Source organism: Streptomyces sp. NBC_01317 (genome assembly GCF_035961655.1).
Classification (GTDB): Bacteria; Actinomycetota; Actinomycetes; order Streptomycetales; family Streptomycetaceae; genus Streptomyces.
This window is the reverse complement of sequence record NZ_CP108393.1, coordinates 2,205,871-2,230,860: the sequence shown is the minus strand read 5'-3', so window position 1 is coordinate 2,230,860 and position 24,990 is coordinate 2,205,871. Positions and strand designations below refer to the sequence as shown.

Sequence of the window (24,990 nt, the reverse complement as noted above, 5' to 3'; positions counted from 1 at the left end):
ACGGACGGTTCTGACGAAACGAAGGGTGATCGTGACGTTCGCCGGCGACCGGCGCGAAGGGCGATCGGCGACGATCGGCCGGTGCGCGGGGTGATCGGTGACGACCGGTCAGTGGTGCAGGATCTTCGACAGGAAGTCCTTGGCACGGTCACTGCGGGGATTGCTGAAGAACGCTTCCGGCGAGGCCTCTTCGACGATCCGGCCGTCCGCCATGAAGACGACCCGGTTCGCCGCCGAGCGCGCGAAGCCCATCTCGTGGGTGACGACGACCATCGTCATCCCGTCGCGGGCCAGCTGCTGCATGACCTCAAGGACCTCGTTGATCATCTCGGGGTCGAGCGCGGAGGTCGGTTCGTCGAACAGCATGACCTTGGGGCCCATCGCCAACGCCCGGGCGATGGCCACACGTTGCTGCTGTCCGCCCGAGAGCTGCGCCGGGTACTTGTCGGCCTGCGTCCCCACACCCACCCGGTCCAGGAGCGCGCGGGCCTTGTCGTCCGCGGCCTTCTTGTCCGTCTTGCGGACCTTGACCTGGCCCAGGGTGACGTTCTCCAGCACGGTCTTGTGCGCGAAGAGGTTGAACGACTGGAAGACCATGCCGACGTCGGCGCGCAGCCGGGCGAGTTCCCTGCCCTCCTGCGGCAGCGGCTTGCCGTCGATCGAGATCGCGCCCGAATCGATCGTCTCCAGGCGGTTGATGGTGCGGCACAGTGTGGACTTACCGGACCCGGAGGGCCCGATGACAACCACGACCTCGCCCCGGGCGATGGTCAGGTCGATGTCCTGGAGCACATGCAGCGCGCCGAAGTGCTTGTTGACGTTGCTCAGTACGACCAGGTCGTCCGACGCCGCAACAGCGTCCTCGGAACCCTTGGTCACTGACACTCCGCTCATCGGCTTTTTGCTCCGTCCCACTCGGTTGGGGAGGACCCTAGTCACGCACCGCTATCAGCGTCAGCAGATCTGAGCTGAACTTGAGGATCACGATCCGGCGTCAACCGGACACTCCGGGCGAAGAGGGGCGGTGGGCGGGGAACGGGAGGAGAACGGGTGGGTAACGGAAACCTGGCTGTCATGGCCCGGTCCTGACCGGGACGACACCATGAGCGGGGACGACCCGTCCGTACCGTGACCGCGTACGGCTCCGGAACCGTGATCAGGAGGGTGGAGAGGGGCCATGAGGCTGCTGCTCGTCGAGGACGACGACCATGTCGCCGCCGCGCTGTCGGCGGTGCTCGCCAAGCACGGGTTCGCGGTGGTGCACGCCCGCAGCGGGGAGGAGGCGCTCCAGGCCCTCCTGCCGGCGGCCAACGCGGGCAAGGAGCCGTTCGCGGTGGTCCTGCTCGATCTCGGGCTGCCGGACCAGGACGGCTTCCAGGTCTGCGGCAAGATACGCAAGATCACCACAACGCCGGTGATCATGGTGACCGCCCGGGCCGACGTGCGCTCCCGGATCCACGGCCTCAACCTCGGCGCCGACGACTACGTCGTCAAGCCGTACGACACCGGTGAACTGCTCGCCCGTATCCACGCGGTGAGCCGCCGCAAGGCGGGCGCCGAGGAGCCGGCGGCCGCGGAGGGCGCCGAGGACGGCCGGCGGCTGGGGCGCCTCACCCTGGAACTGCTGACCCGCCGGGTGAGCGTCGACGGCGGGGTCGTCCAGCTGACCCGCAAGGAGTTCGACCTGCTGGCCCTGCTCGCGCAGCGGCCCGGTGTGGTCTTCGGCCGGGAGCAGATCATCAGCGAGGTCTGGCGCACCAGCTGGGAGGGCACCGGCCGGACGCTGGAGGTCCACGTGGCGTCCCTGCGCGCCAAGCTCGGCATGCCCGCGGTGATCGAGACGGTTCGGGGCGTCGGCTACCGCCTGGTCGTCCCGGCCGCGCACGAGGGTCCGTAACGCCCCGTGCGCAGCCGACTCCTGCCGCTGCTCATCGTGCTCATGGCCGGTGTGCTCCTCGCCCTCGGCTTCCCGCTGGCCGTGCTCCTCGCCGCCGCGCAGCAGCAGCGGGTGGTGGTCGACCGCATCGACGACGCGGCGCGTGTCGCCGCGCTCGCGCAGTTCGCAGTGGAGAGCCGCGACGGCGCCGACGAGCGGCTCGACATGCTCAAGGAGGAGTTGAAGCGCTACCACGACGTGTACGGGATCGAGGTGGGGGTCTTCCTGCGCGACGGCTACGGGGTCATGGCCCGCGCGCCGAGGACGTTCTCGATCCCGACCACCGGTGAGGGCCGCCAGGCCTTCGACGAGGCGCTGCTGGGGCGCCGCAGCGACGACCCCGAGCAGGTCTGGCCGTGGGAGGAGGGCCGGCTGATCGTCGACTCGCCCGTCGTACGGGACGGAGACGTCGTCGCGGTCGTGGTGACCGATTCGCCCACCGGCCGGATGCGGTCGCACATCCTTCAGCGCTGGCTGATCATCGCCGCGGGCGAGATGGCCGCGATGCTGGTCGCGGTCGGGGCGGCGATCCGGCTCACGGGCTGGGTGCTACTGCCCGTACGGGTGCTGGACGCGGCGACCCACGACATCGCCACGGGCCGGATGAACTCACGGGTCGCCGCCGCCGGCGGCCCTCCGGAGCTGCGGCGCCTCGCGATCTCCTTCAACGAGATGGCCGACAACGTGGAGGACGTGCTGGAGCAGCAGCGCGCCTTCGTGGCCGACGCCTCGCACCAGCTGCGCAACCCGCTCGCCGCCCTGCTGCTCCGGATCGAGCTGCTCGCCCTCGAACTGCCGGAGGGGAACGAGGAGATCGCCTCCGTACGCACCGAGGGCAAGCGCCTGGCCCACGTGCTGGACGACCTGCTGGACCTGGCGCTCGCCGAGCACGCCTCAGCCGAGCTGCGGCTCACGGACATCGGGGAGTTGGCGGCCGAGCGGGTCGCGGCGTGGCGGCCGGTCGCGGAGGAGAAGGGGGTGACGCTGACCCGGGAGGGGGGCGCCGTCACGGCCTGGGCCGATCCCATCGCGCTCTCCAGCGCGCTGGACGCCGTGATCGACAACGCCGTGAAGTTCACCCCGGCGGGCGGCGAGGTGACCGTGACGGCGGGGCGTGAGGGGGCGATGTCCACGCTGGTCATCAACGACGGCGGGCCGGGGCTCACGGACGACGAGATCACGCGCATCGGCGACCGGTTCTGGCGCAGCAACCGCCATCAGAACGTCAAGGGCTCCGGGCTGGGACTGTCGATCTCGCGGGCCCTGCTGACCGTGGGCGGCGGTTCGATCGCGTACGCGCACGGCGAGCCGCGCGGGCTCAAGGTGACGCTCCGTGTGCCGAGGTCGAACGACCGGGACTGACGGGGTGCGGGGAGTTCAGGCGTGCGCCGGCGCACGCCTCAGGGCTTGACCGACTGGCAGTGCCTCAGGGTTTGACCGACTGGTAGTAGCGTATGGCGCCCTCGTGCAGCTCCAGCGGGTCCGTGTAGATCGCCGTACGCAGGTCCACCAGCTGCGCGGAGTGCACTTTCTTGCCGATCCCGTCCCGGCTGTCGATCACCGTGCGGGTGAAGCCCTCGGTCAGCGCGGAGTCCATCCGGTCCGTGGTGACCAGCAGGTTCGCCACCGCTATGGTCGGCACGTCCCGGGCGCTCGGGGCAGCGGGATAGGCGTCGGCGGGCATCGCCGCCGAGCGGTAGTAGCGGGTGCCCGACGGACCCGCGGCGTGCAACCGCGCGACCAGCGAGGGGTCCAGCGGCACCAGCCGGACGTCGAAGCGTTTCGACAGATCCTGCACCGCCGTGGTGGGCAGGCCGCCGGACCAGAAGAAGGCGTCCAGCTCGCCCCGTTCGAGCTTGGCCGGCATCTTGTCGATCCCGGCGAAGACCTCCCTGACGCCGGTCGCGGGGTCCAGGTCAGCGGCCTCCAGCACCCGGTCCGCCACGAGGCGGACCCCCGACTTCGGCTGTCCCACCCCCACCCGCGCACCGCGCAGGTCCGCGACCGACCGGATCTCCGAGTCCTTGGCGACCACCAGCTGTACGTAGTCGTCGTAGAGCCGGGCGCAGCCGCGCAGCCGCTCCCACCCCGGCTTCTTCTCCGTGATGTAGTTCGAGACGGCGTCGGCCGTGGCTATGGTGAAGTCGGCCTTGCCCGTCGCCACCCAGGACAGGTTCTGCGGAGAGCCCTGGCTGGTCCTGAGCGTGACGGACACGTCCGGCAGGTCGTCGGCGAGGTCTTCCTTGAGCAGTTCCCCGTACTGGTAGTAGACCCCGCTCTTGACCCCGGTGCTGAAGGTCACGGCGCCGCTGGGCGCCGCCTCCCCGATCGGCAGCAGCCACCACGTCAGCAGGCCGAGCACCACCAGCGCAGCGGCGGCGCCCTGGAGGGCCCGGCTGCGGCTGAGGCCCGAGGAGGGGGTGACCATGCCGCGATCCTGCCAGTTCGCTCCCGCCACTGACCAGGCTTCGTCCACTCCGGGGAGCGGGGTTCGAGGCGTGTCCCCGCCACCGCCTACCCTGGTCCGATGAGCAGCGGCGACCGGAGACAGCCAGTGGGCGTTAACCGAAGTTACGAGATCCGCACCTACGGGTGTCAGATGAACGTCCACGACTCCGAGCGATTGTCGGGGCTCCTGGAGGACGCCGGGTACGTCCGGGCCCCCCGGGACGCCGACGGTGACGCCGACGTCGTCGTCTTCAACACCTGCGCGGTGCGCGAGAACGCTGACAACAAGCTCTACGGGAACCTCGGCCGGCTCGCCCCGATGAAGACCAGGCGGCCCGGGATGCAGATCGCCGTCGGCGGCTGTCTGGCGCAGAAGGACCGCGACACGATCGTGAAGCGCGCCCCCTGGGTCGACGTCGTGTTCGGTACGCACAACATCGGCAAGCTGCCGGTCCTCCTGGAGCGCGCGCGCATCCAGGAGGAGGCGCAGGTCGAGATCGCCGAGTCGCTGGAGGCGTTCCCCTCCACCCTGCCGACCCGCCGCGAGTCCGCGTACGCCGCGTGGGTCTCCATCTCGGTCGGCTGCAACAACACCTGCACCTTCTGCATCGTGCCCGCGCTGCGCGGCAAGGAGAAGGACCGCCGTCCCGGCGACATCCTGGCCGAGATCGAGGCCCTGGTCGGCGAGGGCGTCTCCGAGATCACGCTGCTGGGCCAGAACGTCAACGCGTACGGCTCCGACATGGGTGACCGTGAGGCGTTCTCCAAGCTGCTGCGCGCCTGCGGAACGATCGAGGGCCTGGAGCGGGTCCGCTTCACCTCGCCGCACCCGCGCGACTTCACGGACGACGTGATCGCGGCGATGGCCGAGACGCCGAACGTGATGCCGCAGCTCCACATGCCGATGCAGTCGGGCTCCGACCGGGTGCTCAAGGCCATGCGCCGCTCGTACCGGCAGGACCGCTACCTCGGCATCATCGACAAGGTGCGCGCCGCCATCCCGCACGCGGCCATCTCCACGGACATCATCGTGGGCTTCCCCGGTGAGACCGAGGAGGACTTCGAGCAGACCATGGACGCGGTCCGCGCGGCCCGGTTCACCCAGGCCTTCACCTTCCAGTACTCCAAGCGCCCCGGCACCCCCGCCGCCGACATGGACGGCCAGGTGCCCAAGGCCGTGGTCCAGGACCGGTACATGCGGCTGTCCGCCCTCCAGGAGGAGATCTCCTGGGAGGAGAACAAGAAGCAGGTCGGCCGCACGCTGGAGGTGATGGTCGCCGAGGGCGAGGGACGCAAGGACGGCGCCACGCACCGCCTCTCCGGCCGCGCGCCCGACAACCGGCTGGTCCACTTCACGAAGCCCGGCGAGGAGGTGCGTCCCGGCGACGTGGTGACCGTCGCGATCACCTACGCGGCGCCGCACCACCTGCTGGCCGAAGGACCCACGGACGCGGTACGGCGCACCCGCGCCGGGGACGCCTGGGAGCGGCGGAACACCGCCGAGGCGCCGAAGCCCGCCGGGGTCCTGCTGGGGCTGCCCACCATCGGGGTGCCGGCGCCGCTGCCCGCGATGTCGGGCGGCTGCTCCGTCGAGTGAGGTGCCGTCCGCGCCCGCGTTAGGGTGCGGACATGCTGGTCGCCGCCGCCGTCTGCCCCTGTCCGCCGCTGCTCGTGCCCGCCGTCGCGGCGGGGGCCCGATCGGAACTGCGCGGCACACGTGCCGCGTGTGCCGACGCCCTCGGCGTGCTGGCCGCCGCGCGGCCCGACCGGCTGGTCGTCGTCGGCCCCGCCGGGGAGGCTGCCCGAGGGGCGTATCCGGGGGGTGCCACCGGGTCCTTCGAGGGCTTTGGGGTGGACGTACGGGTCAGGCTCGGCGTGAGCGAAAGCGCCGCGGAGGGACCGGACGGGTCGGTGGCACCCGGGGTGCCGTCTGCCCGCGCGCTGCCCGCCTCCCTCGCGGTCGCCGCCTGGCTGCTGGAGCAGGCGCGCTGGACGGCCGCACCCGTGACCGGACTCGGCGTGGGGGAACCTCTCGCCACCGAGCGGTGTGTCCAGGCCGGGAAGCAGATCGCCGACGAGCCGGGGAGGACGGCCCTGCTGGTGATGGGCGACGCCAGCGCGCGCCGCACGCTCAAGGCGCCCGGATATCTAGACGAGCGCGCCGCCCCGTTCGACGAGGGGGTGGCACGCGCGCTGGGGTCCGCCGACGTGGCCGCCCTCAAGGCACTGGACGCGGAGCTGGCGTACGAACTCCAGGCCGCGGGGCGAGCCCCCTGGCAGGTCCTCGCGGGCGCCGCCGAAGGGGCACACCTCAACGGCGCGCTGCTCCATGACAGCGCGCCGTACGGCGTGGGATACCTGGTGGCGGTCTGGTCCTGACCGCCGGACACGTCAGGCGGGAGGCGGCGGGGGAGGCGGGGTGCCCCCGGGCGTCGTGCCGCCGGGCGTACCGCCGTCGTCGTCCTTGTGGGCGAGACGGTCCAACGCGCTCTTGGCCTTGCCCGCACCCGAGTCGATCTTGTCGCTGTACTTGCCCTTGGTCCGCTGGTCGACCGTACGGGCGGCCTTGTCCAGCCCGTCACCGATCTTGCCACCGTGCTGCTGGGCGAGGTCGGAGACCTTGTCCTTGGCCGGAGACAGCCTGGCCTTGAACGAATCCATGAGGCCCATGGCCCACCTTCCCTCGAAAGGTACGTGACGGGACGTTCAGGCCCATCACCCCCATATCTTCCTTACAGAATACGCGCGGGCGCCACGAACGCACTCCGGAATCGTTCCGTCACACAACTCGTTCGGGCGGAGGCCCGGAGTTTGCGAGACTGGGCCGGTGAGAACCGCAGCTCGCGCACCACGGGTCATCGCCGTCGTCGGTCCCACCGCGGCCGGCAAGTCCGATCTGGGCGTTCATCTCGCCCGGCAACTCGACGGTGAGGTCGTCAACGCCGACTCCATGCAGCTCTACCGGGGGATGGACATCGGAACAGCCAAACTGACGACGGAGGAGCGCGCCGGGGTCCCGCACCACCTCCTGGACATCTGGGACGTCACCGAGGCCGCCAGCGTCGCCGAGTACCAGCGGCTCGCCCGGGTGGAGATCGACCGGCTGCTCGCCGCGGGCCGTACACCGGTGCTGGTCGGAGGCTCGGGGCTGTACGTACGGGGTGCCATCGACGCCCTGAACTTCCCCGGCACCGACCCCGAGGTGCGCGCGCGGCTGGAGGACGAACTGACCCTCCGCGGCTCCGGGGCGCTGCACGCCCGGCTGGCCGCCGCCGACCCCCCGGCCGGCCGCGCGATCCTGCCCAGCAACGGCCGCCGCATCGTCAGAGCGCTGGAGGTGATCGAGATCACCGGCAAGCCGTTCACCGCCAATCTCCCCGGACACGACGCGGTGTACGACACCCTCCAGATCGGCGTCGACGTCGCCCGCCCCGAACTCGACGAGCGGATCACCCGCCGGGTGGACCGCATGTGGGAGGCGGGGTTGGCGGACGAGGTGCGCGCCCTGGAGGGGCGAGGTCTTCGGGAAGGGCGTACGGCCTCCCGCGCTCTCGGCTACCAGCAGTTGCTCGCCGCGCTCGCGGACGAGTGCACGGACGACGAGGCACGGGCCGAGACCGTTCGGGCCACCAAGCGCTTCGCACGACGTCAGGACTCGTGGTTCCGCCGCGACTCGCGCGTGCACTGGCTGAGCGGCGGAACGGAGCACCGCGAGGAACTCCCGCACCGGGCATTGACGTTGGTCGAACGAGCGGTCACAGCCTGATCACGTGATGGCATCGGGACGCTCAGGCCGTCATTCCCGTACCCCCGAGCGTGCCATCATCGAGCATCGATCGACCAGTGGAGTCCGAGTTGGGAGGGCGCGTGGCGATGGAGGCCGGCCCTCGCGACGGAGACCCCGCGGCGCGGCAGACCCAGGAGGACGCGCCGCGCCTGAGTCCCGACGGGCCCGACGAGGAGACCACCACCCCGGAGGTCGAGGTCGAACTGCGGCCGCAGCGCAGGCTGCGGATCTGGCAGCTCGCGCCGATCGTGGTGCTCGCCGCGGTGGGGTCCCTGATGTTCGCCTTCCCGCTCGCCTTCGGCACGGGCGACGGCGGAGCCGTGGTGGCGATGCTGGGGCTGCTGATCAGCTGCTGCGCCGCCGGCTGGGGCATGATGGCCGCCCGCAAGGTGGGCCACGCCTGGCCGGGGCTGCCCGCCCGGGCGTCCGGGGAGCGTCCCGACTGGCGGGTCATCGCCCTGTACGTCACCGTGGGCACGGCCGTGGTCGCCCTCGCCGTGTGGCGGGTCGCACGCCTCCGCTGAGCCGTGCCTGTGTCTCACGCCTTGCCTCGCGGGCCTGACCTCGTACGATGGATTCCGTGAGCAACTCGCCGACGGCATCCGCCGCACCGATCGCCTTCCTCAAGGGTCACGGGACCGAGAACGACTTCGTGATCATTCCCGACCCGGACAACGTCATCGACCTGCCCGCCCACGCCGTGGCCGCGCTCTGCGACCGGCGGGCCGGCATCGGCGGCGACGGGCTGCTGCACGTCGTCCGGTCGGCGGCGCACCCCGAGGCGCGGGCCATGGCCGGCGAGGCCGAGTGGTTCATGGACTACCGCAACGCCGACGGATCCGTCGCGGAGATGTGCGGCAACGGCGTCCGCGTCTTCGCCCGTCACCTGCGGCGCGCCGGGCTGGTCGAGCCCGGCGATCTCGCCGTCGCCACCCGGGGCGGGGTGAAGAAGGTGCACCTCGCCAAGGGCACGGGCGCCGACGACGGGGACATCACGGTCGACATGGGCCGCGTGGTGCTCCCCGGGGGCGAGGTGACGGTCACCGTCGACGGCCGCGCCACCGCCGCCCGTCACGTCAACATGGGCAACCCCCACGCGGTCACCTTCGTCGACGACCTGGCACACGCGGGCACGCTCCTCACCGCGCCCGCCGTCACCCCCGCGACCGCCTACCCCGACGGGGTGAACGTCGAGTTCGTCGTCGGCCGCGGGCCGAACCACGTCGCCATGCGCGTCCACGAACGCGGCTCGGGGGAGACCCGCTCCTGCGGTACGGGCGCCTGCGCCGTGGCCGTCGCCGCCGCCCGCAGGGACGGCGTGGACCCCGCGGTGACCGGAGAGCCCGTCACGTACACCGTGGACCTCCCCGGCGGCCGACTGGTCGTCACGGAACGCCCGGACGGCGGCATCGAGATGACCGGGCCCGCCGTGATCGTGGCGGAAGGTCACCTCGAACCCGCCTGGCAGGCAACGGCGTTCGGCTGAGAAGCCGGGCGAGAGGGCACGGATCGACACCGAATGTTCGCTCGAACGAGTGATCAGTTTCACGCTGGGCGGGAGCTGGTCCGGACCACGTGGTGGGCTCGGTAGCATCAAGCACCGGCCCGGAGGGCGCTCCTGCTCCTCCGCCGCCGGTCGAAGCTGCCGGAGGTGCCCCATGAGCGCAGAGGCCACCAGCCCTGGTGCCCACGGCCGCAGACGCGGCCTTCCCCGGATCGACCTGCGCAGGATCGGCAGGGCCGCGCTGCTGGGGCCTGCCTCCAGAGGGCGGTTGTCGGACGCCATCGGCCATGTGGCCGACGCGCACCGGGCCCACCACCCCGACGCCGACCTCTCCGTGCTGCACAAGGCGTACGTCCTGGCGGAGTTCTCGCACCGCGGGCAGTTCCGCAAGAGCGGCGAGCCGTACATCACCCATCCGCTGGCCGTGACGCTGATCCTCGCCGAACTGGGCGCGGAGACCACGACGTTGACCGCCTCCCTGCTCCACGACACCGTCGAGGACACGGACGTGACGCTCGATCAGGTACGGGCGGAGTTCGGCGACGAGGTCTGCTACCTGGTCGACGGCGTGACCAAGCTGGAGAAGGTCGACTACGGCGCGGCGGCGGAGCCGGAGACGTTCCGCAAGATGCTGGTGGCGACGGGCAACGATGTCAGGGTCATGTCGATCAAGCTGGCGGACCGGCTGCACAACATGCGCACCCTCGGGGTGATGCGGCCGGAGAAGCAGGCCAGGATCGCCAAGGTCACCCGTGACGTCCTGATCCCGCTCGCCGAACGGCTCGGCGTCCAGGCGCTCAAGACCGAGCTGGAGGATCTGGTGTTCGCGATCCTCCACCCGGAGGAGTACGCCCGCACGCGCGCGCTGATCGCGGACAACGCCACCGCCGGGGACGCCCTCGCCACCATCTGCGAGGACGTCAGGCAGGTGCTGCGCGAGGCGGACATCACCGCCGAAGTCCTCGTCAGGCCACGGCACTTCGTGTCCGTGCACCGCTCCAGGCTCAAACGCGGCGAGCTGCGCGGCAGCGACTTCGGCCGGCTGCTGGTGCTGGTCGGCGAGGACGCCGACTGTTACGCCGTCCTCGGCGAACTGCACACCTGCTTCACGCCGGTGATCTCCGAGTTCAAGGACTTCATCGCGGCGCCCAAGTTCAACCTGTACCAGTCGCTCCACACGGCGGTCGCGGGACCGGACGGCGCCGTCGCCGAAGTCCTCATCCGTACGCACCAGATGCACAGCGTCGCCGAGGCGGGCGTGGTCGCCCTCGGCAACCCGTACGCCTCCGTGGACGTGGCGGAGCCGCAGGACGGCGAGCGGGCGGACCCGACCAGGCCCGGCTGGCTCTCCCGGCTCCTGGAGTGGCAGCAGGCGGCCCCCGACCCGGACACCTTCTGGACCACCCTGCGCGCGGACCTCGCGCAGGACGGCGAGATCACGGTCTTCCGCGCCGAGGGGGGCATGCTCGGGCTGCCCGCCGGGGCGAGCTGTGTGGACGCCGCGTACGCGCAGTACGGCGAGGCGGCCCACAGCTGCCTCGGCGCGCGCGTCAACGGCCGTCTGGCGACGCTCAGTACCGTCCTGCGCGACGGGGACACCGTCCAGCTGCTCCTGTCCCACGACGCGGCCTCCGGGCCCTCTCCGGAGTGGCTCGACCACGCCCGTACCCCCGCCGCGAGGATCGCGATCACCGGGTGGCTGGCCGCGCACCCGGAGAGCGTCAAGGCGCCCGCCGCGACGCCCAGGGCGCCCGCCGCCCTCACCGCCGACCGGCGCGGGGCCTCCAACGCCGTGGTGGACCTGCCGGGCGCGACCGTACGGCTCGCGGGCTGTTGTACGCCCGTACCGCCCGACGCGGTCGTCGGCTTCGCCGTACGCGGCGGCGCCGTCACCGTCCACCGCGAGGAGTGCCCCGCCGTCGCCCGGATGAAGGCGCTCGACCGGGCTCCGGTCGGGGTGAGTTGGGGGGACGCGGCCGAGTGCCGGGTCACGCTCTACGCGGAGTCCTTCGGCCGCCCGGGGCTGCTCGCGGACCTCACGGAGGCGATCGCCACGGCGGACGCGGCGATCGTCTCGGCCACCGTCGAACCGCCCAGCGAGCAGCGCGTCCGGCACACGTACACGCTCCAACTGCCCGACGCGGCGGGGCTGCCGAGCCTCATGCGCGCGATGCGGGACGTACCGGGTGTGTACGACGTGAGCCGCGCCCAGCAGCCGGCCACCGCCTGAGCCCCCCGGCGGGCTCCGCACCCGTTCGGGTGGGATCCGCGCGCGTCGCCGGGGCGCGGCGGCCCGGCGCTGGTAGCGGTGGTCCATGCTGCTCACCTCCCGCCGGCTGCGCGCCGCCCTGCTCGCCGCCGCCTCGGCCACCCTCGTCGCCGCGACGCCCTCCGCGGCGCCGCCTCCGCCCGAGCCGCTCGGCATCGGCGATCCGCTCTTCCCGACGCTGGGCAACCCCGGTTACGACGTCCTCACCTACGACCTCGATCTCACCTACGGCGGCGACCACACCAAGCCGCTGGACAGTGTCACCAAGATCAACGCCGTGACGACGCAGCGGCTGGAGCGCATCAACCTCGACTTCACCCACGGCGTGGTCCGCTCGGTGCGGGTCAACGGCGAGCCCGCCGCCTTCGCCACCGCCGGGGAGGACCTGGTCGTCACCCCCGCCAGGCCGCTCGGCGCCGGCGCCCGCATGGCGGTCACCGTCGACCACACCAGCGACCCCCGGGGCAGCGCGGGCGGCTGGGTGCGCACCACCGACGGACTGGTGATGGCCAATCAGGCGGACGCAGGACACCGCGTCTTCCCCGGCAACGACCACCCCGCCGACAAGGCCTACTTCACCTTCCGTATCACCGTCCCCGAGAACCTGACGGCCGTGGCCAACGGTCTGCCGGAGGAGAAGAACCGCGCGGGCGCCACCACCACCTGGACCTACCGGACGCACCACCCCATGGCCACCGAGCTGGCGCAGGTCTCCATCGGGAAGTCGGCCGTCCTGCACCGGGAAGGACCGCGCGGACTGCCCGTACGGGACGTCGTGCCGGCCGCCGACACGGCGAAGCTGGAGCCCTGGCTCAAGAAGACCCCCGCGCAGCTGCGCTGGATGGAGGAGCAGGTCGGCCCGTACCCCTTCGAGACGTACGGACTGCTGATCGCCACCGCCGAGACGGGCTTCGAACTGGAGACACAGACCCTCTCCCTCTTCGAACGCGCCCTCTTCACCCGGCCCGAGTACGCCGAGTCGTACGTCGACGCGATCATGGTCCACGAGCTGGCCCACCAGTGGTTCGGCAACAGCGTCACCCCGCGCAACTGGTCCGACCTGTGGCTCAACGAAGGACACGCGAGCTGGTACGAGGCCCTCTATGCCGAGCAGTACGGCAAGAAGCCGCTGGTGGAGCGGATGCGCAGCGCGTACGAGATGTCCGACAGCTGGCGCGCGGGGGGAGGGCCGCCCGCCGCCCCCGAGCCCCCCACGCCGGGTCACCAGATCAGCCTCTTCCGGCCGGTCGTCTACGACGGCAGCGCCCTGGTGCTCTACGCGCTGCGCCAGGAGATCGGCGCGAGCGCCTTCCAGCGGCTGGAACGGCTCTGGGTGCGCCGGCACCGGGACTCCACGGCCACCACGGCCGACTTCACCGCACTGGCCTCGGACGTCGCGGGGCGTGACCTGAGCGGCTTCTTCCGGGTCTGGCTGTACGGGAAGAAGACGCCGCCGATGCCCGGTCACCCGGACTGGCGCACCGAGACCACGCCCGCCAACCGCCCCGGCGGCCGGGACACGGCCCCCGGGGCGGCCCCGGACACAGCACGGGAACAGCCCCTGAAACCGGAGTGACGACCGGGCGGAAGCGTGCCACCATCAACGGGTCGGACAGCGGGCGGCGCGGCCGGGAATCAATCCGGACCGTCACGCGTTGTGACGATCGAGGGGAATGCTGAGGCCTGGCGCCGAGGCTTCTCCCGTATTCACTTTCCCGAGCTGCGTAAGGATCCGATGACCTCCTCTTCCTCCCCTTCCCAGAACGCGCAGACCTTCGCGGACGACAGCACTGCGGACACCCGCACGGACAGCCTTCGGGCCGATGCTCTGATGGAAGAGGACGTCGCCTGGAGCCATGAGATCGACGGGGAGCGGGACGGCGAGCAGCTCGACCGCTCCGACCGCGCGGCCCTCCGCCGTGTGGTGGGTCTGTCCACGGAGCTCGAAGACGTCACCGAGGTCGAGTACCGGCAGCTGCGCCTGGAGCGTGTGGTGCTCGTCGGCGTGTGGACGACGGGGACCGTGCAGGACTCCGAGAACTCCCTCGCGGAGCTGGCGGCGCTCGCCGAGACGGCCGGCGCCCTGGTCCTCGACGGGGTGATCCAGCGCCGTGACAAGCCCGACCCGGCCACGTACATCGGCTCCGGCAAGGCCCAGGAGCTGCGGGACATCGTCCTGGAGAGCGGCGCCGACACGGTGGTGTGCGACGGTGAGCTGAGCCCCGGCCAGCTGATCCACCTGGAAGACGTCGTCAAGGTCAAGGTCGTCGACCGTACGGCCCTGATCCTCGACATCTTCGCCCAGCACGCCAAGTCCCGTGAGGGCAAGGCGCAGGTCGCGCTGGCCCAGATGCAGTACATGCTGCCGAGGCTGCGCGGCTGGGGGCAGTCGCTCTCCCGGCAGATGGGTGGCGGCGGCGGTGGCGGCATGGCCACCCGCGGCCCCGGTGAGACCAAGATCGAGACAGACCGGCGCCGGATCCGCGAGAAGATGGCGAAGATGCGCCGGGAGATCGCGGAGATGAAGACCGGCCGCGAGATCAAGCGGCAGGAGCGGCGCCGCAACAGGGTGCCGTCGGTCGCGATCGCCGGATACACCAACGCGGGCAAGTCGTCCCTGCTCAACCGTCTGACGGGCGCCGGGGTGCTGGTGGAGAACTCGCTGTTCGCCACCCTGGACCCCACCGTGCGCCGCGCCGAGACGCCGAGCGGCCGGATCTACACGCTGGCCGACACGGTCGGCTTCGTCCGGCACCTGCCGCACCACCTGGTCGAGGCGTTCCGGTCCACGATGGAGGAGGTCGGCAACTCCGACCTGATCCTGCACGTGGTGGACGGTGCGCACCCCGCGCCGGAGGAGCAGCTGGCCGCCGTGCGCGAGGTCGTCCGTGACGTGGGCGCGGTGGACGTGCGCGAGATCGTCGTGATCAACAAGGCCGACGCGGCCGATCCGCTGGTCCTCCAGCGGCTGCTGGGCGCCGAGCGGTACGCGATCGCGGTCTCGGCCCGTACGGGGCAGGGCATCGCCGAACTGCTCGCGCTCATCGACGCCGAGCTGCCCCGGCCCGAGGTCGAGGTCGAGGTGCTCGTGCCGTACACGCTGGGCGGCCTGGTCTCGCGGGTGCACGCCGAGGGTGAGGTCCTCTCCGAGGAGCACACCCCGGAGGGCACGCTCCTCAAGGCACAGGTCCATGAGGAGCTGGCGGCGGCGCTGTCCGCGTATGTGCCGGTGCCCGTGGCGCCCTGACCGTACGAGAGCGCGGCTGGTCCCACGCCGTTGAACGCCAAGGGGCCCGTTCCCTCCTCACGAGGGAACGGGCCCCTTGGCCTTGTCCGTCCGGGCCTCTGCGGGGCCGCTACTTCGCGAACTTCTCGCTGACACCGTCGTAGATGCCCTTGGCCACGTCACCGAGGCGCGGGCCCGCCAGCCAGCCGGCCTTGACCGGGCCGATCGACGTGTTGGACACCAGGGCGGGCTTGCCGTCCGCACCCGCCGCGACCCAGCCGCCGCCGGACGAACCACCCGTCATCGTGCACCCGATGCGGTACATCGTCGGATCGTCCGCCTTGAGCGACAGCCGGCCCGGCCGGTCCGCGCACTGGAACTGCTTCTGGCCCTCGAAGGGCGGCGCCGCCGGGTAACCGGTGGCCGTCACGCTCGTGATGTCCGCCGTGGCCGGGGCGTCGAAGTCGACCGGCAGCGCCGCGCCGACCGTCTCCTCCAAGGACGCGCCCGTGCCGCCCTTCTCCGGCGTCACGTGGATGACCGCGAAGTCGTACGGAGCGCCCAGACCACCGGAGGACGAACCCTGCGCGATCCACTGGTCGGAGGTCTGCGCCCCGTCCGCCCACCACAGGCCGTGCGGAGCCTGCTTGTCGGGGTCGGCCTGCAACTCGGCCTCCGACAGACCGTCGTTGTTGTAGGAGGGGACGAAGACGAGGTTGCGGTACCAGCCGCCGTCCTTGCCGGCGTGCACACAATGGCCCGCCGTCCAGACCATGTTGGACTTGCCGGGGTGGGCCGGGTCCTGGACCACGGTCGCCGAGCAGACCATCGATCCCTTGGGGCCGTCGAAGAACAGCTTCCCGGACGCGGGCTCGGCGGCGTCGTACGGCGTGCTCACGGCCTGGGCCTCGACCGGCTGCGGCGTGGGGTCGGTGACTCCGGCGTCGCCCGAGATGTCGTGGGCCTCGACCGGCTGCTCCGGGGGCTTCTGCGCGTCGCGCATCCGGTCCGGGTCCCAGAGGTCCTTGATGATCGGGTTGACGAAGTCCCTGGCCTCACGCAGCCACTTGTCCTTGTCCCAGTCCTTCCACTCGCCGTTCTTCCACTTGTCCATGTCGATCCCGCGCTCCTTGAGGCGCTCCTTGAGATCGTCCGGGATCTGGATCTTGCCGTCGGCGGGGGCAGCGCTCGCGGTGGACGAGCCGGCCGCGGTGTCGTCACCCGAGCCGCAGGCCGTGGCGGTCAGTGCCAGCACCGTGGCCATGGAGACCGCCGCGACGGCGGAGGACATCCCGCGCCCCGCGCGCCTTCCCCTGCGGACGGCGGACATCGGGCGAATGGGTCGCATGCGTGAATCCCCCTGGGACTTCGGAGTTGTTCTCAGCTGTAGGAACCGACGGCGCACCCGGTCACGGTCCTGGACCCTGGACGCGCCTCCCCACTATGCCGTTGCCGTTGGGGACGGCGTACGGCAGGGGCGTGGTTCCGCGCCCAAGGATCTTCGCACGGGCCCGTGATCCGGGGCATTCCCCGTCGTTGACATGTGCGGGGGGACAAGACGGCGCCCACCGCCGGGTTCCGGCGGCCGAGCGCCGTACTGACACGTAACCGACCTGTGACTGCGGGAGGACCATCAGCCGTGGCCGTGACCGAACCAGCTCCGGCGGCACCGACCGTCGCACACGAGGGCATTCTGCGGCGCCAGGCGCTGCGCGAATCGGCGGCTCGTACGTATGCGAGGTCGCTGCCCATCGTCCCCGTACGCGCGCGGGGACTGACCATCGAAGGCGCAGACGGCAGACGCTACTTGGACTGTCTGTCCGGCGCGGGCACCCTGGCCCTCGGGCACAACCACCCCGTCGTCCTGGAGGCGATCAGGAAGGTCCTCGACTCCGGGGCCCCGCTCCACGTCCTGGACCTCGCCACCCCGGTGAAGGACGCCTTCACCACGGAGTTGTTCGCCACCCTGCCCGCGCGGTTCGCGCGCCACGCGCGGGTGCAGTTCTGCGGTCCCGCCGGCACCGACGCCGTCGAGGCCGCCCTCAAGCTCGTCCGTACCGCCACCGGCCGCGCGGGCCTGCTCTCCTTCACCGGCGCCTACCACGGGATGACGGCCGGGGCCCTCGCGGCGTCCGGCGGAGCCCCCGACGTACGGGTGACACGGCTTCCCTACCCGTACGACTACCGGTGCCCGTTCGGCATCGGCGGGGAGCGCGGCGCCGAACTCGCCGCCCGCTGGACCGAGAACCTCCTCGACGACCCCAAGGGCGGGGTGGCCGCCCCCGCCGCGATGATCCTCGAACCGGTGCAGGGCGAGGGCGGAGTGATCCCCGCCCCCGACGCCTGGCTGCGCAGGATGCGGGAGATCACCACGGCCCGCTCCATCCCGCTCATCGCGGACGAGGTGCAGACAGGAGTCGGGCGGACCGGTACCTTCTGGGCCGTGGAGCACAGCGGAATCACCCCTGACGTCATGGTTCTCTCCAAGGCGATCGGCGGCTCGCTCCCGCTGGCGGTGATCGTCTACCACGAGGACCTCGACTGCTGGCAGCCCGGCGCCCACGCGGGGACGTTCCGCGGCAACCAGCTCGCCATGGCGGCGGGCGCGGCGACCCTCGCGTACGTCAGGGAGAACCGGCTCGCCGAACGTGCCGCCCTCCTCGGTGCCCGCATGCTGGGACAGCTCCAGGGACTCGCCGCCAGCCACCCCTGCATCGGGGACGTCCGGGGCCGGGGCCTCATGATCGGGGTGGAGCTGGTCTCCCCGGAGGCCGACGCCCCCGCTCCGCCCGACCCCGTCCTCGCCAGGGCCGTCCAGCAGGAGTGCCTCCGTCGCGGGCTCATCGTCGAGCTCGGCGGCCGGCAGTCCGCCGTCGTCCGGCTGCTCCCTCCCCTCACGCTCACCGACGAACAGGCCGCGGCGGTCCTCGACCGGTTCGCCGACGCCCTGGCCGCGGCCGAGCGCGGAGCGCTCCTCCGGACAGAATCCGGTCCGTCGCACTGACCCCGGCCCCCCTCACAAGGAAGCCCCCACTCGTGAACCCCACCGCACCCGATGCGCCCGAGGCCGACGGCCGTTCCTCCGCCGAGGCCCCCCTCACCGTCGAGTCGGCGACGGTGCCGCGGCAACCGGTCGCGAGCCCCGCCGAGACGCGCCCGCCGTCCGTCGTCGATGCCCCTTCTGCCGCTGCCGCTGCCGCTGCCGCTGCCGCCGCTGCCGTTGCCTCCGTCGACGGCCGGTCCGGCCATCCCGAGCACCCGGACCATCTCGACCACCCCGATCCGCAGAAGGCGGCCGACGCGGCGGCGGTCGAGAACCTGCTGCGCTGCTGGGTACGGGAGAACGGCATCCCCCGCCCCGACGGCGACGTGCTGCGCGTCCCGCTCCACGTGAGCGGCACCGCCCTGCTCGTACCGCTCCGGTACTGGTCCGCCACCGGCTGGCACCGCTTCGGCATGCCGTTCCTGGAGAGCGCCCCGAGCGACGCCCCGGCCGTCGAGGCCGTCACCCTCGCGGCGCTCCTCGGCCGGGAGTCGGGCCGCTTCCAGGGCACCGACCTCGTCGGCCGGGTCGCCGATTCCGTACGCCACACCGCCGAGTTCCTCACCGACCGGCGCCGCCGCCCCGGGCCCACCGTCGGCGCCGACCTCTTCCTCACCGCCGAGCAGTCACTCGTCCTCGGCCACCCCCTGCACCCCACCCCCAAGAGCCGCGAAGGGCTCTCCGAGGCCGAAGTCCGCCTCTACTCACCGGAGTTGCGCGGCTCCTTCCCGCTCCACTGGATGGCCGTCGACCGCTCCGTCCTCGCCACCGACTCCGCGTGGACCGAACAGGGCCGTGTGATCCCGGCGGGACAGCTCACCGCCCGCCTCCTCGGCGACCTGCCCCTCCCCGACCACACCGTCCCCCTGCCCCTCCACCCCTGGCAGGCACGGGACCTGAGGCATCGTCAGGAAGTCACCGACCTCTTCGACGCGGGACTCCTCCACGACCTCGGGCCGCAGGGCGACTCCTGGCACCCCACCTCCTCGATCCGCACCGTGCACCGGCCGGGCTCCCCGGCCATGCTCAAGCTCTCCCTCGGCCTGCGCATCACCAACTCCCGGCGGGAGAACCTCCGCAAGGAACTCCACCGCGGCGTCGAGGTCCACCGCCTGCTCCGTAGCGGACTCGGCAAGGAGTGGCAGGCCGCCCACCCCGGCTTCGACATCGTCCGCGACCCCGCCTGGCTCGCCGTCGACACCCCGGACGGACACCCCGTCACCGGACTCGACGTCATGCTGCGCCACAACCCGTTCCGCCCCGGCGACGACGCCGTCTGCATCGCCGCACTGACCGCGCCCCGGCCGTACCCGGGCAGGTCCGGTACGCACTCCCGGCTCGCCGCGACCGTCGACGCGCTGGCCGCCCGTACCGGCCGCTCCACCGCCGCCGTCTCCGCCGAGTGGTTCCTGCGCTACCTCGACCATGTCGTGCGCCCCGTGCTCTGGCTGGACGGCACCGCGGGCATCGCCCTGGAGGCCCACCAGCAGAACACCCTGGTGCTGCTCGACGCCGACGGCTGGCCGGCCGGCGGGCGCTACCGCGACAACCAGGGCTACTACTTCCGCGAGTCCCACCGCGCATCCCTGGACCGCCGCCTCCCCGGCATCGGTGCGGTCAGCGACACCTTCGTCTCCGACGCGGTCACCGACGAACGCTTCGCCTACTACCTCGGCATCAACAACGTCCTCGGCCTGATCGGCGCCTTCGGGGCGCAGCGGCTCGCCGACGAGCGGGTGCTCCTCGCCGCCCTGCGCCAGTTCCTCGCCGGGGCGACGGCGCTCGGCTCCCCGCTGCCCGCGCTCCTCCTGGAAGCCCCCACCCTGCGCTGCAAGGCCAATCTGCTCACCCGGCTGCACGGGCTCGACGAGCTGGTCGGGCCCGTCGACACCCAGTCCGTCTACGTCACGATCACCAACCCCCTTCGCCGTTGAAGGAACACCTCCCTGTCCGAACTGCCGAGAGGAGAGCGCCACTGTGCCTCCCACCGATGCGAGCGCCGAGGACACCCTTGATCTGCGGCTGACCGACGAACTGATCGCGCTGTTCGCGGACGGAGGTCCGCCCGGGCGTGCCCCCGACGGCCGGCTCCTCGATTCCCCGGCCGAGTGGGGGCCCGTCACCACCTCCGTCGGTGTCTTCCAACTCGTCCCCGTACGGGTCGAGCGCGACCTTTCCCTGATCAGCCGGTGGATGAACGATCCTGCCGTCGCCGCTTTCTGGGAGCTGGCGGGGCCCGAATCCGTCACCGCCGACCATCTGCGGCCGCAGCTCGACGGTGACGGGCGGAGCGCCCCGTGCCTCGGTGTGCTCGGCGGGATCCCCATGAGCTACTGGGAGATCTACCGGGCCGATCTCGACCCGCTCGCGCGCCACTACCCGGCCCGCCCGCACGACACCGGAATCCACCTCCTCCTAGGAGGCGTCACCGACCGGGGCCGGGGCGTCGGGACCGCCCTGCTCAGGGCCGTCGCCGACCTGGTGCTCGACCACCGCCCGCGCTGCGCACGCGTCGTCGCCGAACCCGACCTCCGTAACACCCCCTCCGTCTCCGCGTTCCTCAGCGCCGGGTTCCGCTTCGGCGCCGAGGTCGACCTCCCCGACAAAAGAGCCGCCCTCATGGTCCGCGAACGCGCCCTTCGTGACCTGCTCTGACCGGACCGCCGCCTTGAACACACCGCTCGATCCCTTCCGGTTCACCTCCCGAGGAGTCCCCGTGCCTCAGTCTTCCGTCACCCATGACTCCACCCACGACGCGGCTCACGACACGGACCATCAGGCGGGCCAAGGCGCGGCCATAGGCGCCGAGGGCTCCGCCGCCCTGTTCTCGCCGCCCGAGCTGAACCCGCAGGCCTGGGACCGCGCGGCGGCCCGCCTTCTCGCGAAGATGCTCGGGGAGTTCGCGTACGAGGAGATCATCGAGCCGCGCCCCGGCGAGGCCGACGGGCTCTACACCCTCACGCTCGACGCCGGCGCGACACTGATCTTCCGCGCCGCCCGCGGCTCGTACGGCAGCTGGCGCGTCGACGCCGACAGCGTCACGTCGGAGGGCCGGCCCTTCACCGACCCGCTGCGCTTCCTGCTCCTGGCCCGTCGGCTCCTCGCGCTCGACGGCGCGACCCTCGGCCACCTCGTGCGCGAACTCACCACCACCCTCGCCGCCGACGTCAGACTCGACCACACCGCCCTGAGCGCCGCCCGCCTCGCCGACCTCGGCTACGCGGAACTCGAAGGGCACCAGACCGGCCACCCCTGGATCGTCCTCAACAAGGGAAGAATCGGCTTCTCCGCCCCCGACGCCGCCCGCTGGGCCCCGGAGGCCCGCACGCCCGCCGCGCTCCCGTGGATCGCCGTCAGCACCTCGCTCGCCACCTATCGCGGCGTCCCGGCCCTGCACACCCCCGACCGGCTCTACACCCTCGAACTCGACGCGGCCGTCCGCGAGCGCTACGACCGCGTCCTGCGCGACCGGGGCCTCGACCCCGCCGCGTACCTCTACCTGCCCGTCCACCCCTGGCAGTGGGACGAGGTGCTCCTTCCGCTCTACACCCCCGAGATAGCCCGGGGAGCCGTCGTGCCGCTGCCCTCCGACGGTGACCTCCGGCTGCCGCAGCAGTCCGTCAGAACGTTCCTGAACGTCGACCGGCCCGACCGGCACACCGTCAAACTGCCGCTGTCGGTCCTCAACACCCTGGTCTGGCGCGGCCTGCCCACCGAACGCACCATCGCCGCCCCCGCCGTCACCGCCTGGGTGCACGGGCTGCGCGACGCGGACCCCTTCCTGCGCGACGAGTGCGGGGTGATCCTGCTCGGCGAGGTGGCGTCCGTGGCCGTCGAGCATCCGCTGTACGACCACCTCCCCGAGGTCCCGTACCAGTACAAGGAACTGCTCGGAGCGATCTGGCGCGAACCCCTCCAGACCCGGCTGGCCCCCGGCGAGCGTGCCCGTACGCTCGCCTCCCTGCTCCAGACCGACCCGCGCGGACGGGCCCTCACCGCCGAACTCGTCACCCGCTCCGGACTGGCCCCCGCCGTCTGGCTCGAACGGCTCTTCGCCGCCCTGCTGCCGCCCCTGCTGCACTTCCTGTACCGCTACGGGACGGTCTTCTCGCCGCACGGCGAGAACGCCATCGTCGTCTTCGACGACCAGGACGTGCCGGTCCGGCTCGCGATCAAGGACTTCGTCGACGACGTGAACGTCAGCGCCCGGCCGCTGCCCGAGCACAACACGATGCCCCGCGAGGTGAAGGACGTCCTTCTTACGGAAGAGCCCGGCTTCCTGGTGCAGTTCATCCATTCAGGGCTCTTCGTCGGTGTGTTCCGCTATCTGGCGCCCCTCTGCGCGGAACAACTGGGTGTGTCCGAGGACGAGTTCTGGTCCCTCGTCCGGGCGGAGATCGTCCGGCACCACGACCGCTTCCCCGAACTCCAGGAGCGTTTCGAGACGTTCGACCTGCTCACCCCGCGTATCGCGCGCCTCTGCCTCAACCGGAACCGGCTCCACCTCGACGGCTACCGCGACCGCGCGCAGCGCCCGCACGCCGCCGTGCACGGTACGGTTCGCAACCCGCTGGCCTCCCCGGCGGGCAGTGGGTGAACGCCGTTGTCAGTGGTGCACCGTAGGGTGGTCGGGCTATGACGAAGCCAACACTCCCCGAGCTCCTCCATGCCGCCGTGACCTCGGTCGGCGGCGTGGAACGGCCAGGCCAGGTCACCATGGCCGAGGCCGTCGCCGAAGCCATCGACGCCCCGTCCCACCTCCTCGTGCAGGCCGGCACCGGCACCGGAAAGTCCCTCGGCTATCTGGTGCCCGCGCTGGCGCACGGAGAGCGCGTCGTGGTGGCCACGGCGACGCTGGCGCTGCAACGCCAGCTCGTGGAGCGCGATCTTCCGCGTACGGTCGACGCGCTGCACCCGCTGCTGCGGCGGCGGCCCGAGTTCGCCATGCTCAAGGGCCGGTCCAACTACCTCTGTCTGCACCGCCTCCGCGAGGGGATGCCGCAGGAGGAGGACGACGGGCTCTTTGACCAGTTCGAGGCGGCCGCGCCCACCAGCAAGCTGGGCCAGGACCTGCTCCGGATGCGGGACTGGGCCGACGAGACGGAGACCGGGGACCGCGACGACCTCACCCCCGGGGTCTCCGACCGGGCCTGGTCGCAGATCTCCGTCTCGTCCCGGGAGTGCCTGGGGGCGACGAAGTGCGCGTACGGCGCCGAGTGCTTCGCCGAGCTGGCCCGTGAGCGCGCCAAGCTCGCCGAGGTCGTGGTGACCAACCACGCCCTGCTCGCGATCGACGCGATCGAGGGCGCGCCGGTGCTTCCGCAGCACGAGGTCCTGATCGTCGACGAGGCCCATGAGCTGGTCTCCCGGGTCACCGGGGTCGCCACCGGCGAGCTGACCCCCGGCCAGGTCAACCGCGCGGTGCGGCGGGCCGCCCGGCTCGTCAACGAGAAGGTGGCCGACGAGCTCCAGACGGCGGCGGAGACCTTCGAGCGGCTGATGGAGCTGGCCCTGCCCGGCCGGCTCGAAGAGGTCCCCGAGGATCTCGGTTACGCGCTGATGTCGTTGCGTGACGCCTCGCGTGCGGTGATCTCGGCGCTCGGCTCGACCCGCGACAAGTCCGTGCAGGACGAGGATGTCGTACGGAAGCAGGCCCTCGCGGCCGTCGAGAGCGTCCACGGCGTGGCGGAGCGGATCGCCAACGGGTCGGAGTGGGACGTCGTCTGGTACGAACGCCACGACCGGTTCGGCGCGTCCCTGAGGGTCGCGCCGCTCTCCGTGTCGGGGCTGCTGCGGGAGAAGCTCTTCGCGGACCGCTCGGTCGTCCTGACCTCCGCCACCCTCAAGCTGGGCGGGGACTTCAACGGGGTGGGCGCCTCGCTGGGGCTGGCGCCGGAGGGCACGGCGGGCGACGACGTCCCGCAGTGGAAGGGCCTCGACGTGGGCTCGCCGTTCGACTACCCCAAGCAGGGGATCCTGTACGTCGCCCGCCACCTGGCCACACCGGGCCGGGAGGGCTCGCGCGGCGACATGATGGACGAGCTGGCGGAGCTGGTCGAGGCGGCCGGTGGTCGTACGCTCGGGCTGTTCTCCTCGATGCGGGCCGCGCAGGCGGCGGCGGAGGAGCTGCGCGTACGGCTGGACGTGCCGATCCTGCTCCAGGGCGAGGAGACGCTCGGCGAGCTGATCAAGGCGTACGCGGCGGATCCCCGGACCTGTCTGTTCGGCACGCTCTCGCTGTGGCAGGGCGTCGACGTGCCGGGGCCCAGCTCGCAGCTGGTGGTGATGGACCGCATCCCGTTCCCGCGGCCGGACGACCCGCTGATGAGCGCGCGCCAGAAGGCGGTGGAGGAGGCGGGCGGCAACGGCTTCATGGCGGTGGCCGCGACGCACGCGGCGCTGCTGATGGCCCAGGGCGCCGGACGGCTGGTCCGGGCGACCGGGGACCGGGGTGTGGTGGCGGTCCTGGACCCGAGGCTGGCGAACGCGCGGTACGGCAGCTTCCTCCGGGCGTCCCTGCCCGCGTTCTGGTACACGACGGACGGCGCCCAGGTCCGGCGCTCCCTGGCCGCGATCGACGCGAAGGCGAAGGCGGACGGTCTGTGACCAGGGTGAGCGGCCGGTGACGGGGACGTACGGTCGGTGACCGAGGCAGATGCTCACTGACGGGGGCAGATGCCCACTGACCGGGGCGGGCGGTCACTGACCGGTGCCGGAACGTGAACGGGCCCCGGGACCTCAGGTCCCGGGGCCCCGTTTTCGGAGCCGGTGGTGGCC

Annotated in this window: 19 protein-coding genes; 15 read left to right on the top strand and 4 right to left on the bottom strand. The window is 71.9% G+C overall.

Going from position 1 to position 24,990, the window contains the following annotated elements:
• Positions 1 to 108 precede the first annotated feature (108 nt).
• Positions 109 to 894: an amino acid ABC transporter ATP-binding protein gene (locus OG349_RS09250; protein WP_327234165.1), complete on the bottom strand. Its 786-nt coding sequence runs from the start codon at positions 892 to 894 to the stop codon at positions 109 to 111.
• A gap of 283 nt (positions 895 to 1,177) precedes the next feature.
• Between OG349_RS09250 and OG349_RS09245 the strand changes: the two genes are divergently transcribed.
• Positions 1,178 to 1,897 carry a response regulator transcription factor gene (locus OG349_RS09245; protein WP_327234164.1) on the top strand — a complete coding sequence of 240 codons (720 nt, stop codon included), beginning with the start codon at positions 1,178 to 1,180 and terminating at the stop codon, positions 1,895 to 1,897.
• A 6-nt stretch (positions 1,898 to 1,903) separates the two neighbouring features.
• Entirely contained in the window at positions 1,904 to 3,298 is a 1,395-nt protein-coding gene (locus OG349_RS09240) for a sensor histidine kinase (RefSeq protein WP_327234163.1), read from the top strand.
• Between the two features lie 64 nt (positions 3,299 to 3,362).
• On the opposite strand, the gene OG349_RS09235 is transcribed toward OG349_RS09240, so the two are convergent.
• On the bottom strand, positions 3,363 to 4,364 hold the full coding sequence (locus OG349_RS09235) for a TAXI family TRAP transporter solute-binding subunit (protein WP_327234162.1): 1,002 nt from the start codon (positions 4,362 to 4,364) through the stop codon (positions 3,363 to 3,365).
• Positions 4,365 to 4,463: 99 nt separating this feature from the next.
• On the opposite strand from OG349_RS09235, the gene miaB reads away from it, so the two are divergent.
• Entirely contained in the window at positions 4,464 to 5,981 is a 1,518-nt protein-coding gene (miaB, locus tag OG349_RS09230; protein WP_327234161.1) for a tRNA (N6-isopentenyl adenosine(37)-C2)-methylthiotransferase MiaB, read from the top strand.
• Positions 5,982 to 6,013: 32 nt separating this feature from the next.
• Positions 6,014 to 6,763 (top strand): class III extradiol dioxygenase subunit B-like domain-containing protein, encoded by a 750-nt coding sequence (locus tag OG349_RS09225; protein WP_327234160.1) that lies wholly within the window; start codon positions 6,014 to 6,016, stop codon positions 6,761 to 6,763.
• Between the two features lie 12 nt (positions 6,764 to 6,775).
• Here OG349_RS09225 and OG349_RS09220 read toward each other — a convergent pair whose 3' ends face one another.
• Positions 6,776 to 7,054 (bottom strand): antitoxin, encoded by a 279-nt coding sequence (locus tag OG349_RS09220; protein ID WP_327234159.1) that lies wholly within the window; start codon positions 7,052 to 7,054, stop codon positions 6,776 to 6,778.
• A 157-nt stretch (positions 7,055 to 7,211) separates the two neighbouring features.
• Between OG349_RS09220 and miaA the strand changes: the two genes are divergently transcribed.
• The 6 genes from miaA (at position 7,212) to hflX (ending at position 15,191) form a co-directional block, all read left to right on the top strand.
• Positions 7,212 to 8,150: a tRNA (adenosine(37)-N6)-dimethylallyltransferase MiaA gene (miaA, locus tag OG349_RS09215; RefSeq protein ID WP_327234158.1), complete on the top strand. Its 939-nt coding sequence runs from the start codon at positions 7,212 to 7,214 to the stop codon at positions 8,148 to 8,150.
• 107 nt (positions 8,151 to 8,257) lie between these two features.
• Positions 8,258 to 8,695 (top strand): hypothetical protein, encoded by a 438-nt coding sequence (locus OG349_RS09210; RefSeq protein WP_327238502.1) that lies wholly within the window; start codon positions 8,258 to 8,260, stop codon positions 8,693 to 8,695.
• Between the two features lie 56 nt (positions 8,696 to 8,751).
• Positions 8,752 to 9,657 (top strand): diaminopimelate epimerase, encoded by a 906-nt coding sequence (gene dapF / locus OG349_RS09205; protein WP_442806223.1) that lies wholly within the window; start codon positions 8,752 to 8,754, stop codon positions 9,655 to 9,657.
• A gap of 172 nt (positions 9,658 to 9,829) precedes the next feature.
• On the top strand, positions 9,830 to 11,905 hold the full coding sequence (locus OG349_RS09200; RefSeq protein ID WP_327234156.1) for a RelA/SpoT family protein: 2,076 nt from the start codon (positions 9,830 to 9,832) through the stop codon (positions 11,903 to 11,905).
• Positions 11,906 to 11,990: 85 nt separating this feature from the next.
• A complete protein-coding gene (locus OG349_RS09195) occupies positions 11,991 to 13,520 on the top strand; it encodes a M1 family metallopeptidase (protein ID WP_327234155.1) in 1,530 nt (509 codons plus the stop codon).
• A 159-nt stretch (positions 13,521 to 13,679) separates the two neighbouring features.
• Positions 13,680 to 15,191: a GTPase HflX gene (hflX, locus tag OG349_RS09190; protein WP_327234154.1), complete on the top strand. Its 1,512-nt coding sequence runs from the start codon at positions 13,680 to 13,682 to the stop codon at positions 15,189 to 15,191.
• Positions 15,192 to 15,300: 109 nt separating this feature from the next.
• Here hflX and OG349_RS09185 read toward each other — a convergent pair whose 3' ends face one another.
• The gene (locus OG349_RS09185; RefSeq protein WP_327234153.1) at positions 15,301 to 16,518 is read right to left on the bottom strand and encodes a trypsin-like serine peptidase; all 1,218 of its coding nucleotides are present in this window, start codon (positions 16,516 to 16,518) and stop codon (positions 15,301 to 15,303) included.
• Between the two features lie 291 nt (positions 16,519 to 16,809).
• On the opposite strand from OG349_RS09185, the gene OG349_RS09180 reads away from it, so the two are divergent.
• From OG349_RS09180 to OG349_RS09160, 5 genes are all read left to right on the top strand, one after another.
• Positions 16,810 to 18,174: a diaminobutyrate--2-oxoglutarate transaminase family protein gene (locus OG349_RS09180; protein WP_327234152.1), complete on the top strand. Its 1,365-nt coding sequence runs from the start codon at positions 16,810 to 16,812 to the stop codon at positions 18,172 to 18,174.
• A 32-nt stretch (positions 18,175 to 18,206) separates the two neighbouring features.
• Entirely contained in the window at positions 18,207 to 20,147 is a 1,941-nt protein-coding gene (locus OG349_RS09175) for an IucA/IucC family protein (protein WP_327234151.1), read from the top strand.
• A gap of 43 nt (positions 20,148 to 20,190) precedes the next feature.
• Positions 20,191 to 20,868, top strand: coding sequence for a GNAT family N-acetyltransferase (locus tag OG349_RS09170; protein WP_327234150.1), 678 nt, complete (start codon positions 20,191 to 20,193; stop codon positions 20,866 to 20,868).
• A gap of 142 nt (positions 20,869 to 21,010) precedes the next feature.
• Entirely contained in the window at positions 21,011 to 22,810 is a 1,800-nt protein-coding gene (locus OG349_RS09165; RefSeq protein WP_327238501.1) for an IucA/IucC family protein, read from the top strand.
• Between the two features lie 38 nt (positions 22,811 to 22,848).
• On the top strand, positions 22,849 to 24,819 hold the full coding sequence (locus tag OG349_RS09160) for an ATP-dependent DNA helicase (protein WP_327234149.1): 1,971 nt from the start codon (positions 22,849 to 22,851) through the stop codon (positions 24,817 to 24,819).
• Positions 24,820 to 24,990: the final 171 nt, after the last annotated feature.

Bases quoted from the DNA above. Each gene is read 5' to 3' on its own strand.
- OG349_RS09250 (WP_327234165.1), bottom strand. From the start codon at position 894: ATGAGCGGAGTGTCAGTGACCAAGGGTTCCGAGGACGCTGTTGCGGCG.
- OG349_RS09225 (WP_327234160.1), top strand. From the start codon at position 6,014: ATGCTGGTCGCCGCCGCCGTCTGCCCCTGTCCGCCGCTGCTCGTGCCC.
- OG349_RS09220 (WP_327234159.1), bottom strand. From the start codon at position 7,054: ATGGGCCTCATGGATTCGTTCAAGGCCAGGCTGTCTCCGGCCAAGGAC.
- OG349_RS09185 (WP_327234153.1), bottom strand. From the start codon at position 16,518: ATGCGACCCATTCGCCCGATGTCCGCCGTCCGCAGGGGAAGGCGCGCG.
- OG349_RS09200 (WP_327234156.1), top strand. From the start codon at position 9,830: ATGAGCGCAGAGGCCACCAGCCCTGGTGCCCACGGCCGCAGACGCGGC.
- hflX (WP_327234154.1), top strand. From the start codon at position 13,680: ATGACCTCCTCTTCCTCCCCTTCCCAGAACGCGCAGACCTTCGCGGAC.
- OG349_RS09245 (WP_327234164.1), top strand. From the start codon at position 1,178: ATGAGGCTGCTGCTCGTCGAGGACGACGACCATGTCGCCGCCGCGCTG.
- OG349_RS09210 (WP_327238502.1), top strand. From the start codon at position 8,258: ATGGAGGCCGGCCCTCGCGACGGAGACCCCGCGGCGCGGCAGACCCAG.
- miaB (WP_327234161.1), top strand. From the start codon at position 4,464: ATGAGCAGCGGCGACCGGAGACAGCCAGTGGGCGTTAACCGAAGTTAC.
- OG349_RS09235 (WP_327234162.1), bottom strand. From the start codon at position 4,364: ATGGTCACCCCCTCCTCGGGCCTCAGCCGCAGCCGGGCCCTCCAGGGC.
- OG349_RS09160 (WP_327234149.1), top strand. From the start codon at position 22,849: ATGACGAAGCCAACACTCCCCGAGCTCCTCCATGCCGCCGTGACCTCG.
- OG349_RS09195 (WP_327234155.1), top strand. From the start codon at position 11,991: ATGCTGCTCACCTCCCGCCGGCTGCGCGCCGCCCTGCTCGCCGCCGCC.